The organism is Mycolicibacterium sarraceniae, from assembly GCF_010731875.1.
In the GTDB taxonomy this organism is placed as follows: Bacteria; Actinomycetota; Actinomycetes; order Mycobacteriales; family Mycobacteriaceae; genus Mycobacterium; species Mycobacterium sarraceniae.
Window position 1 is genome coordinate 4,774,026 of record NZ_AP022595.1, and the last position, 11,611, is coordinate 4,785,636.

An 11,611-nucleotide genomic window follows, 5' to 3' on the forward strand; every position below is an offset into this window, starting at 1 on the left:
GTCGGACATGTCCTTGATCAGGTTGTGCTGGCGTTTGAGGAAATCGACAGCTTGGCCTGCAGTCGGCGGTTAACCGACTCCGGCAGCAGCGCCGAGACGTCACCGCCGAAGGCCGCCACCTCTTTGGCCAGCGATGAGGAGACGAAAGAATACTGCGGCGTGGTGGCCACGAAGAAGGTGTCCACCCCGGCGACGTGCTTGTTCATCTGGGCCATCTGCAGCTCGTACTCGAAATCGGTGCCCGTGCGCAGACCCTTGACGATCGCGGTGAACCCGCGGTCTTTCACAAAGTCGACGACCAGCCCCTGCCCCGACTCGGCTCGCAGGTTCGGCAGGTGGGTGGTGGCCTCGTCGATCATCGCGATCCGCTCATCGATATCGAACATCCCTGACTTCTTGGGATTGATCAGGACGGCGACGATCACTTCGTCGAATTGCGCGGCCACGCGCTCGAACACGTCGATATGGCCCAACGTCACCGGATCGAACGATCCCGGACATACCGCGCCACTCATAGGCGAAGACGCTAGCAGCCCGCCAATTCAACCCGGGTGTCTCCGTAGCGGCGCACCGGCCACGCCGTCCAGCCGGCCGGCCAGGTGAGTTCAGCCGCGAAGGCCGGCCGCTCCACCACCACGACGCATTCGGGGCGCAGCCAGCCGTTGCGCCCCAGACTGTCCAGCAGCATTTCAATCTCGGCGGTCGACACCTCATACGGCGGGTCGGCGAGGACCAGATCGACCGGCTTGTCAGCCCCCGCCGCCAAAACGGTGGCGACCGCACCGCGGCGCACCATCGCACCGGCCAGCCCAAGGGTGTCGATATTGCGTTTGATGACCGCCGCTGCGCGCGAATCACTTTCGACGAACAGCGCCGAGGCCGCACCGCGGGACAGCGCTTCCAGGCCAAGCGCACCGGAGCCGGCGTAGAGGTCCAGCACCCGCAGTCCGTCGAAATCCCGACGTGCGGCAAGGACATTGAACAACGCCTCACGCACCCGATCCGTGGTCGGCCGCGTTCCGCGCGGCGGCACCTCGAGACGCCGACCACCGGCAGCGCCCCCGACGATCCTCGTCAGGTTGTTCCCCCGGTCGCTCCGCTCCTGCCCGCCGAACCGATCACGACCAGGAGGTCGCCGCCTTCAACCTGGGCGGTGCTGGACACGGCGACGCGGTTGACGGCGCCCGTCTTGGGTGCGGTGATCGCAGCTTCCATCTTCATCGCCTCGATGGTGGCGATGGTCTGGCCCGCCTCGACCTGGTCGCCGACGGCGACACCGACGGTGACCACCCCGGCGAACGGGGCGGCGACGTGATCGGGATTGGCGCGGTCGGCTTTTTCTGCGGTCGGCACGGTTTCGGCAATGCTGTTGTCGCGCACCAGTACCGGACGAAGCTGCCCGTTGATGATGCACATGACCGTGCGCATCCCGCGCTCATCGGGATCGGAGATGGCTTCCAGCCCGACGATGAGCTCGACGCCGCGCTCGAGTTCGATGCGGTGTTCGTCGCCGTGGCGGAGACCGCTCCAGAATTGGTTGGCCGACAGGCCCGATGTGTCGCCGTACTCGTCGCGGTGGGCTTCGAATTCCTTGGTCGGCCCGGGGAACAGCAGCCGGTTGAGGGTTGCCTGGCGCAGCGGGCCGGGTTCGCCGAGGATTTTCTCGTCCTCGATCGACAGCGGCTGTTCAGGTTTGGCAGCGCCGCGGCCTTCCAATGCCTTGCTACGCAGGGGTTCCGGCCAGCCGCCGGGCGGATCGCCTAGCTCTCCGCGTAAGAAGCCGATCACCGAATCCGGGATGTCCTGGCGTGCAGGGTCTTCGGCGAACTCTTCGGCGGTGATCCCCGCACCGACCAGTGCCAGCGCCAGGTCTCCGACGACCTTGCTCGACGGGGTGACCTTGACCAGCCGCCCGAGGATCCGGTCGGCTCCGGCGTAGGCGTCCTCGATGTCCTCGAACCGCTCCCCCAGCCCGAGCGCAATCGCCTGCGTGCGCAGGTTGCTCAACTGGCCGCCAGGGATCTCGTGGTGGTAGACGCGCCCCGTAGGAGCGGGCAGGCCTGCCTCGAACGGGGCGTACACCCGCCGCAACAGTTCCCAGTACGGCTCGAGATCGCAGACCGCGCCCAGGTTCAGACCGGTGTCGAACGGGGTGTGCGACGCGGCCGCGACGATCGCCGACAGCGGCGGTTGACTTGTGGTGCCCGACAGCGGCGCTGCCGCCCCGTCGACTGCGCTCGCACCCGCATGCCACGCCGCGGTGTAGGTGGCCAGCTGACCGCCGGGGGTGTCGTGGGTATGCACATGCACCGGCAGATCGAAGCGACTGCGCAGCGCCGACACCAGAGTGGCGGCCGCCGGCGGGCGCAACAGGCCGGCCATATCCTTGATCGCGAGCACGTGTGCGCCGGCGTCGACGATCTGCTCGGCCAACCGCAGCCAGTAGTCCAGCGTGTAGAGCGTCTCGCCGGGGTTGGTCAGATCGCCGGTATAGCTCATGGCGACTTCGGCTACCGCCGAACCGGTTTGGCGCACCGCATCGATGGCGGGCCGCATCGACTCGACATTGTTCAGCGCATCGAAGATGCGGAAGATATCGATTCCAGTGGCCGCCGCTTCCTCTACGAACGCGTGAGTCACCGCCTCCGGATACGGCGTGTAGCCCACGGTGTTGCGGCCGCGCAACAGCATCTGCAAACAGATGTTGGGGATCGCCTCACGCAGCGAAGCCAGCCGCTCCCACGGGTCTTCCTTCAGGAACCGAAGTGCCACATCGTAAGTCGCGCCGCCCCAGCATTCGATCGACAGCAGCTCTGGCGTCATCCTGGCGATGTAGGGCGCGACTTTCAGCAGCCCCGATGAACGCACCCGAGTCGCGAGCAAAGACTGATGTGCATCCCTGAACGTCGTATCGGTGACACCGACACTCGGAGAGTCCCTGAGCCACCTGGCGAATCCCTGCGGACCCAGTTCGACCAGGCGCTGCTTGCTTCCCGGCGGCGGCGTGGTCGTTATGTCGATGTCGGGCAGCTTGTCCTGCGGGTACACCCGGTCACGGTCGCGGTAGGGCGAGTTCACCGTCACCTCCGCCAGGTACTTCAGCATCTTGGTTCCGCGGTCGGCCGACGCGCGCGACGTTAGCAGCTGCGGGCGCTCATCGATGAACGAGGTGGTGACGCGGCCGGACTGGAAATCCGGATCGTCCAGAACCGCTTGCAGGAACGGGATATTCGTCGACACGCCGCGGATGCGGAATTCGGCGACCGCGCGCCGGGCCCGCGCCACGGCGGTGGGAAAGTCCCGGCCGCGGCAGGTGAGCTTGACAAGCATCGAATCGAAATGGGCAGCAACCTCGGCGCCCAGGGACGTCCCACCGTCGAGCCGGATTCCCGCGCCACCCGGCGAGCGGTAGGTGGTGATCCGGCCGGTGTCGGGCCGAAACCCGTTGGCCGGGTCCTCGGTGGTGATGCGGCATTGCAATGCGGCGCCGTGCGGCTGGATCGCCTCCTGGCTCAGGCCGAGATCGGCCAGCGCCTCCCCCGAGGCGATCCGCAGCTGCGCCGACACCAGGTCCACGTCGGTGATCTCCTCGGTCACGGTGTGCTCCACCTGAATCCGGGGATTCATCTCGATGAACACGTGCCGACCACGCTCGTCGAGCAGGAACTCGACGGTGCCCGCGCAGGTGTAACCGATCTGACCGGCGAACGCGACGGCGTCAGCGCAAATCTGTTCCCGCAGAGCGGGATCCAGGTTCGGCGCGGGAGCCAACTCGATGACCTTCTGGTGGCGGCGCTGCACACTGCAATCGCGCTCGTAGAGGTGAATGACGTTGCCGTGCGTGTCGGCCAGGATCTGCACCTCGATATGGCGCGGATTCACCACCGCCTGCTCGAGGAACACCGTCGGATCACCGAACGCGGATTCAGCCTCGCGGCTGGCCGCCTCAATGGATTCGGCGAGCGCGGCGGGCTCGCTCACTCGGCGCATACCCCGTCCGCCGCCGCCGGCGACGGCCTTGACGAACACCGGGAAATGCATGGATGTGGCGGCTTCGACCAGTTCTTCCACCGACGATGACGGTTCCGACGAGGCGAGCACTGGCAGGCCGGCCTCGCGGGCGGCCGCGATCGCGCGCGCCTTGTTACCGGTCAGTTCCAGGATCGCGGCGTCGGGTCCGATGAACGTGATGCCCGCAGCCGTGCAGGCCGCCGCGAGTTCGGGATTCTCCGACAGGAAGCCATAACCCGGATAGATCGCGTCAGCGCCGGCGGCTTGCGCGGTGGCAACGATCTCGTCGACCGACAGATAGGCCCGCACCGGATGCCCGATGTCGCCGATCTGGTACGACTCGTCGGCTTTCAGCCGATGCAGCGAGTTCCGGTCCTCGTAGGGATAGATCGCCACCGTGCCAATGCCCATCTCGTAGGCGGCGCGGAAGGCGCGAATCGCGATCTCACCGCGGTTGGCGACAAGGACTTTCGAAATCACAGACGGACCCTACCCCCGTTGCCGATCCGACACCCTCTAGATGAGCGTTGACCAGTAGTTCCAGAACCGGGCCAGGATCAGCAGCATCACCGCGGTGAACCACAGCGCCACCAACGACCATCGCCAGGTGTAGAGCACCCTGGCGAGCGCATTGCCCGCGAGTGGGCGCAACGCGATCGAGGACACCACGACCAGAAGCGGAACGGTGACCGACCACACCACCATGCAATACGGGCACAGCGCGCCGATGCGGTACAGCGTCTGGAAGATCAGCCAGTGGATGAACACGACGGCCAGCGCCGTACCGGCCGTCAGACCCAGCCAGTACCACCGGGGTAGGCGCACCTTGCTGACGGCGAGCACGCCGGTGACCACCACGACGGTGAAACCGGCGATACCGATCAGCGGGTTGGGGAAGCCGAATGCGGAGGCCTGCTTGGTGATCATCACTGACCCGCACGACAGCACCGGGTTGATGCTGCAGCTCGGCACGTAGGCCGGGTTGACCAGAATCTCGATTTTCTCGACCGTCAGGGTGACCGAGGAGATCAATCCGACAACGCCGGCGATCAACACCCACCATGCGCTAGTCGCGCGCACTGCGACTCCGCTCGGCGCGGCACCCGACGGGGCGGATTCCGTCGGTTCCACCGGTGCCGGGGTCGCCACACTCATGGTGTCGGTGTCGCCGGAGCCGCGGGAGCCGGTGCCGCGGGTGTCGGGGCGGGAGCGGCCGGGGCGCCGGGCGTCGGGGGCACCGCGGAATCCAGTCCGGGCACGTTGCCCACGATCGCCTTGACCTTGGCTACCAGATCCTCGGGCGATGCGGGGCTGATGTCCTGGCCGTTGAGCCGGATCGTCGGTGTCGCCTGGATCTTGGTGGCCTTGGCGAGTCCCTCAACCATGTCGCTGTGCTTACCGGAGTTGATGCACTGCGGGACGCTGCCGGCCGCACCGGCCTGACGGGCGGTCTCGATCAACGCGTTGTTGGCCGGCGCACTGTCTGAGCCCTCCTCGGGCTGTTGGGCGAACAGCGCGCCGTGGAAGCGCAGGAAGGCGTCCTTGTTCTCGTCGGCGACGCAGTAGGCCGCGTTGGCGGCGCGCGTCGAGTAGTTCTTGTTGAACGACGAATTGAGGATCGCGACCATGTAGTAGTCGGTGGCCATCGCGCCGCTGTCGACCAGCTTGGTGATGGTCGGGCCGAACGTCTTCTCGAACTCGCGGCAGTGCGGGCACTGGAAGTCTTCGTAGAGCGACAGGACGGCCTTGGGCTCGTCGGTGCCGTCCTTCTTGATCACGGAGCTGGACGCGATCCGGACGGCCTGTGCGTTGCCGTTGCCCTTGTTCTTGTCGTGGCCCATCACGATATAGAGGACCAGGCCGACCGCGAAGATCACGACAATCGCGGTCAACCCAAGCTGGATGAAGAGGTTGCGCTTGCGATCCTGAGCTTTCAGGTCGTAGCGGGGGGCACTTTTCTTATTGGTGGCCACGGGTCGGCTGATCCTCGCTGTCAAGACTCGGTGTGAGCTCCTCTACAGTACCGGCGGCGCAATTGAGCCCCGTCAGCTGCGGGCGAGGTGGGCCCGCAATGCCGAGATCATCTCGGCATTGCACTGCCTGACCTGCCCGCCCAGTGCATTCAGGTTCAGGAACGCGTGGGTCATCGGGCCCATCCGGCGGGCATCGACGGTCACACCGGCCGCCCGCAACTTGTCCGCATACTGCTCGCCCTCGTCACGCAACGGGTCGAACCCGGCGGTGATCACCAACGCCGGAGATAGTCCGGCCACGTCGTCGGCCACCAGCGGCGAGACCCGCGGGTCAGCGACCTCGAGACCCGATCCCTCGACGTAGGCGGACTCGAACCAGTCCATATTGCGCTTGGTCAGCAGAAACCCATCGCCGAACAGGGTGCGCGATGTGGTGTTGCCGCGCAGGTCGGTGACCGGGTAGATCAGCCATTGCAGAACGGGCTGCGGGACGCCCGCATCGCGGGCCTGCCGGGTCACCAGGGCGGCCAGGCAGCCACCGGCGCTGTCACCGCCGACCGCGATCCGGTCGGGGTCGGCGCCCAGCTCCACAACGTGTTCGAGGGCCCACAGATAGGCGGCGTAGCAGTCCTCAGAAGCGGCGGGCGCCTTGTGTTCGGGTGCCAGCCGGTAGTCGACGGCCAGCACGTGAACCCCGGCATCGCGGCAGATCAGCCGGCACGCGGTGTCGTGGGTTTCCAGGTCGCCGAAGACGAAGCCGCCGCCGTGGAAGAAGACCAGCAGCGGTGCGGGATCGCCGCCGATCGGGCTGTAGTGTCGGGCCGCGATGGTCCCGGCCGGGCCGGGGATGGCGACGGGTTCGATGCCGGCGACGTGGACGTCGGCCTCGTCCAGACTGGCCGTCGCTTCCCGGTTCTGCTTGCGGGTGGCGACCGGATCGCCGTCGATCGCCAGGCTGCTGATGCCGACCGCGCGCTGCGCGACCAGCATCAGCTGGATCGAGGGATCGAGGGTGTTTCCGTCGATCGTGATCGCCCGACCGCCCGACATCAGACGCTTCAGAGCAGTCGGGAGTCGAGGAATCATCGTGACTCCGGCTCGGGCACTCACGGCCCGCGCGCGCTGGGAAAACCGGCTTTCTGGCATTGCCGCTCCCCTCACTCCTGCTGTGTGGTCGGCATCGCCGCAGCGTACGGGACCCGCGCTGGTAGCGGCCTGTCAGCCTCTGGCCTGGGCCGTTGGCCGACGAAGGCGATAACTTCGGCGTCCGCCCGGGACGGCGCACCGAGCCTGCTCAGCAAAGATGTCGCTGTCCGTACTATCGTCATCCCGAAGTCGGTGACCCGACAACCGATCATGCCCGGGTACCGACCTGGACAAACTCCTATTGCACAGGCAGGTGACATGACACCGGCGGCCCCGATCCCCACCGTCACGCTCAACGACGACAACATCATCCCGGCGCTGGGCCTCGGCGTCGCCGAGTTGTCCGCCGAGGAGACCGAGAACGCGGTGGCCAGCGCCCTGGCGGCCGGTTACCGATTGATCGACACCGCTGCGGCGTACGGCAACGAGGAGATCGTCGGCCGCGCGATCGCCGCGTCGGGCATCCCCCGCGACGAGCTGTTCATCACCACCAAGCTCGCCACCGAGGACCAGGGTTTCCAAGCCGCCCAGGACGCCGTCAAAGCCAGCCTCGAACGGCTTGGCCTGGATCACGTGGACCTCTATCTCATCCACTGGCCCGCCGAGCAGAACGGCAGGTACGTCGACGCCTGGGGCGGTCTCATGCGGTCCCGCCAGGACGGCCTGATCAAGTCGATCGGCGTCTCGAACTTCACTCCCGAACATCTGTCGAACATCATCGACCTGAGCTACTTCACGCCCGCCGTCAACCAGGTCGAGCTGCATCCGCTGCTCAATCAAGCCGAGTTGCGCGCGGTGCATGCCGACCACTCGATCGTGACCGAGGCGTACAGCCCGCTCGGCGTCGGCAACCTGCTCGAGCTGCCTGTGGTCGCCGAAGTGGCTGCGGCACATGGCAAGTCGCCCGCCCAGGTGCTGATCCGATGGAGTCTGCAGCTGGGTAACGTCGTGATCCCCCGCTCGGCCAATCCGGCGCGGATCGCTGAAAACGCTGACGTGTTCGACTTCGAGCTCACTCCCGCCGAGGTACAGACCCTCAGCGGGCTCGACGACGGGACCCGGTTCCGGCCAAACCCGCAGACCTACACCGGCACCTAGGGATTTCCCCGCCGCCGAGCTTGTCGCCGCTGGTCCAGCAGCCAGTCGTTCGGGCTGAACAGTTCGCAGTGGACGCGGTCCGTTGTGATGCCGATCCCGGCGGAGATCAGGACCACCGGCGCCCCGCCGCGCGGTTGCGGCCGGGCTTGACCGCGAAGGTCAGCTCGGCGGTGCCCGGGGCGTTCACCAAGCTGTATTGCCGCAGCTGGCGCGCGCCGTCCAGCAGTGTCAAATCAACTGACAAATACTGTGCTGCAACGGTATTCGAGTTCCTATCGCCGAGGACGGTCAGCAGCACGACGCCGGACGGATCGTCGACGGGCAGTGTATTGCGCATACAGAATGTGCAATACATCGGGGTCTTGACTACCACGAATCGTGCGGTTTTGACCTGCGGTGATCGCCGTGCGGCGGCCGTCACATCAGCTGCAGAACGAGACTGACCTGACGCAAGAGGTCCGTCAGTGACTGGGGCAGGTGGCCGCAGCCCGGCGTAGTTCATCGGCTGAGGTTTGATCGACCGGCAGTGAGTAGCCGCGCAGCACCGCGGCGAACTGTATGGCGTACTGGCACCAGAACGCGTGGTTGGGCGGCATCCAGGAGCCCGGCGGCTGATCCCCCTTGTCCTGGTTGGCCCGCCCCGCCACCGCGAGCAGGTTCGCCGGATCGTTGGCGAACCGAATCTTGGTGGCGTCCGGCCAGTCTCGCGCCCCCATGTCCCACGCGTAGGCCAGCGGCACCAGGTGGTCTATCTGCACCGCCTGTCCGACATTCGCTCCCCGAGTGAAGGGAACGGTCGCGCTGGTATAGGGATCGAGCAGCACTCCGGTGGCGACCGCCTGCGGGCAGCGCTTGGTGAAGACGTAGGTCTTGTCGACGAGATCGCGGTCCAGGATGTCGTCACGGGTATCGCAGCCGTTATGCCCGCCGGGTGCGGAGTTCTCGTCGTCCCAGGCATCGCCGAACGCCGCGCGCCGGTAGTCATAGCCCCGCACCCGCTGCGGGACGATCACGATGCCCTCGAGCACATCGCTTCCCGGCGCCACCGTGGGCACGTCGGCTCGCGCGACCATCGGGTCCGGCTCGCCGGTCGAGTTCATCACCTGCACAGCGACAATCACCGACAGCGCCGCGATCACCGACAACCAGATGAGCGAGCGGCGCTTCATGCCTTGTCCAGGTAGTCGATCCGGTCACCACCGGTGAACTGTCCGGCCAGGACCATCATCCCCCGATGGCCAGGGTCGTGGGCGTGGATCGCCTGAGCCACTTCCCGCGCGTCGAGAATGACTTCGAGATGTTCAGCCAGCGACAAGAACCGCAAACTGATGGGCCGCCCGGATTGATTGAGCCCCAACACATCTCCCTCGCGGCGCTCCTGCAGATCCAGGTCGGCGAGGACGAACCCATCGAGAGTGCCTGCTACCGCGGTCAACCGGTCGCCCACCTTGGAGCCCTCCGGGAACTTTGTCGCCAGCAGGCACAGGCTCGCGTGCGGGCCACGCCCGATCCGCCCGCGCAGCTGATGAAGCTGGCTGATGCCGAACCGGTCGGCGTCCATCACCACCATCACCGTCGCGTTCGGCACATCGAGCCCCACCTCGATCACGGTGGTGCACACCAGAACGTCGATCTCCCCGGCCCGGAACGCGGCCATCACCGCATCCTTCTCATCGGCGGCGAGACGGCCGTGCATCAGGCCCAGCCGCAGCCCGGCCAGCGGCCCTTGACCCAACTTGTCACGCAAGGCCACAACGGTCTCAGCGGGCGGACCCTCCTGCGCGGCAGCGGTCTTGTCGTCCTCGTCGATGCGGGACGCGACGACATAGGCCTGCCTGCCCTCGCCTACCTCTTCGATGATCCGTTGCCACGCCCGGGCCAGCCACTGCGGCTTGTCCTTGATGAAGATCGTGTTGGTGGTGATCGGCTGGCGCCCGCGCGGAAGTTCACGCATCGTCGAGGTTTCCAGATCGCCGTACACGGTCAGCGCCACGGTCCGCGGGATCGGCGTCGCGGTCATCACCAGAAAATGTGGTGTCAAATCACCAGGAGCCTTGGCGCGCAACCGGTCTCGCTGCTCCACACCGAACCGGTGCTGCTCGTCGACGACCACGAAACCCAGCCGCTTGAACTCCACCGCGTCCTGCAGCAGCGCGTGAGTGCCGATGACGATGCCCGCCTGCCCGGAGGCGACCTCGTCACGCACCTGACGCTTCTGGGCCGCCGACATCGAGCCGGTCAGCAACGCCACCCGGGTCGCGCCGTCCTCACCGCCGAGCTGACCTGCCATCGCGAGCGGACCCAGGACGCTGCGGATCGACTGCGCATGCTGGGCGGCAAGGACTTCCGTCGGCGCCAGCAGCGCGCACTGGTAGCCCGCATCGACCAGCTGCAGCATGGCCAACACCGAGACGATCGTCTTGCCGGAACCGACCTCACCCTGCAGCAGCCGGTTCATCGGCTTGGTCGCCGCCAATTCCGCACTGACCACACCGAGCACCTCACGTTGTCCGGCGGTCAGCTCGAACGGGAGCCGGCCCATCAGCGCGGCGGCCAGCCCGTCGTCACGAAGCGGCGCGGGCGGTCCGGATTCGCCGAGTTCGCCGTGCCGGCGCTGGGCCAGCGCCCACTGCATGCCGACGGCCTCGTCGAACCTCAGCCGCTCACGGGCGGCCTCCCGTTCGGGTTCCCGCTCGGCGAGGTGAATGTCACGCAGGGCGGTGCCCTCGTCGACCAGACCACGTTGCTCCACAACAGCTTTGGGCAGCGGATCGTCTATCGGGTCGAGCACGGCCAGCACCTGCTGCACGCAGGCGTAGATATCCCAACTCTGCAGCTTGGAGCTGGCTGGGTAGATCGGGAAGAAGTCGCGCTCGAAAGCCGACATGGTCAGTTCACCGCTCGGCGACGTTGAGGTGTCGGCGATCGTCTTGAGGGATTTACTGCCGAATACCCGCCCCTTCGGCGACTGTAGAACCAGGAAGTCCGGATGGGTCAGCTGCATAGTGCTGTTGAAGAAGCCGACCTCGCCGGACAGCATCAGGCGGACGCCCGCCACCACGTCCTTCTTGAGGAACTTGGCGTTGAAGAACGTCGCGGTGACCTTGCGCCGGCCCTTGCCCAGCGTGATCACCAGGTATTCGCGCTTGGGTTGCCGGCTGGTCCACCGGACGTCGGCCTTCTCGATTTCCCCGACCAGGGTGACGTGCTCGCCCTCCTCCGGGAGCACCTCGTCCTCGCCCCACACCGACATCCCGTGGATGTACTTGCGGGGATAGTGCCGCAACAAGCCGTCGACGGTGCGGATGCCGAACACGTCCTCGAGCAGTCCGGCGGCCTTGCCGCCCAGGATGGCGTCGAGCCGGTCACTGAGGCCGACCACG

At 66.5% G+C, this 11,611-nt stretch carries 9 protein-coding genes and 1 pseudogene; 1 reads left to right on the forward strand and 9 read right to left on the reverse strand.

Annotation, left to right across the window (positions count from 1 at the left end; all coding sequences use genetic code 11):
- Positions 1-17 precede the first annotated feature (17 nt).
- From coaD to G6N13_RS23790, 6 genes are all read right to left on the reverse strand, one after another.
- A complete protein-coding gene (gene coaD / locus G6N13_RS23765; protein WP_163701332.1) occupies positions 18-515 on the reverse strand; it encodes a pantetheine-phosphate adenylyltransferase in 498 nt (165 codons plus the stop codon).
- 11 nt (positions 516-526) lie between these two features.
- Positions 527-1,078 carry a 16S rRNA (guanine(966)-N(2))-methyltransferase RsmD gene (gene rsmD, locus G6N13_RS23770; RefSeq protein WP_163702481.1) on the reverse strand — a complete coding sequence of 184 codons (552 nt, stop codon included), beginning with the start codon at positions 1,076-1,078 and terminating at the stop codon, positions 527-529.
- On the reverse strand, positions 1,075-4,491 hold the full coding sequence (locus G6N13_RS23775) for a pyruvate carboxylase (RefSeq protein ID WP_163701335.1): 3,417 nt from the start codon (positions 4,489-4,491) through the stop codon (positions 1,075-1,077). The genes rsmD and G6N13_RS23775 overlap by 4 nt, the downstream gene beginning before the upstream one ends.
- 36 nt (positions 4,492-4,527) lie before the next feature.
- Positions 4,528-5,166, reverse strand: coding sequence for a vitamin K epoxide reductase family protein (locus G6N13_RS23780; RefSeq protein WP_163701339.1), 639 nt, complete (start codon positions 5,164-5,166; stop codon positions 4,528-4,530).
- Entirely contained in the window at positions 5,163-5,984 is an 822-nt protein-coding gene (locus G6N13_RS23785; protein ID WP_163701342.1) for a DsbA family protein, read from the reverse strand. Before G6N13_RS23785 ends, G6N13_RS23780 begins: the two co-directional genes overlap by 4 nt.
- A 72-nt stretch (positions 5,985-6,056) precedes the next feature.
- Entirely contained in the window at positions 6,057-7,130 is a 1,074-nt protein-coding gene (locus G6N13_RS23790) for an alpha/beta hydrolase (protein ID WP_163701345.1), read from the reverse strand.
- A gap of 258 nt (positions 7,131-7,388) precedes the next feature.
- Here G6N13_RS23790 and G6N13_RS23795 point away from each other — a divergent pair, with 258 nt between their 5' ends.
- Positions 7,389-8,228 carry an aldo/keto reductase gene (locus tag G6N13_RS23795; protein WP_163701348.1) on the forward strand — a complete coding sequence of 280 codons (840 nt, stop codon included), beginning with the start codon at positions 7,389-7,391 and terminating at the stop codon, positions 8,226-8,228.
- A gap of 83 nt (positions 8,229-8,311) precedes the next feature.
- On the opposite strand, the pseudogene G6N13_RS24415 reads toward G6N13_RS23795, so the two are convergent.
- The 3 genes and pseudogenes from G6N13_RS24415 to recG form a co-directional block, all read right to left on the reverse strand.
- Positions 8,312-8,547 (reverse strand): annotated as a pseudogene (locus G6N13_RS24415) (hemin transporter); the annotation flags it as partial.
- Positions 8,548-8,689: 142 nt separating this feature from the next.
- Entirely contained in the window at positions 8,690-9,397 is a 708-nt protein-coding gene (locus tag G6N13_RS23805; RefSeq protein ID WP_163701351.1) for an HNH endonuclease family protein, read from the reverse strand.
- Positions 9,394-11,610 carry an ATP-dependent DNA helicase RecG gene (recG, locus tag G6N13_RS23810; RefSeq protein ID WP_163701354.1) on the reverse strand — a complete coding sequence of 739 codons (2,217 nt, stop codon included), beginning with the start codon at positions 11,608-11,610 and terminating at the stop codon, positions 9,394-9,396. The genes G6N13_RS23805 and recG overlap by 4 nt, the downstream gene beginning before the upstream one ends.
- Between the last annotated feature and the right edge of the window lies 1 nt (position 11,611).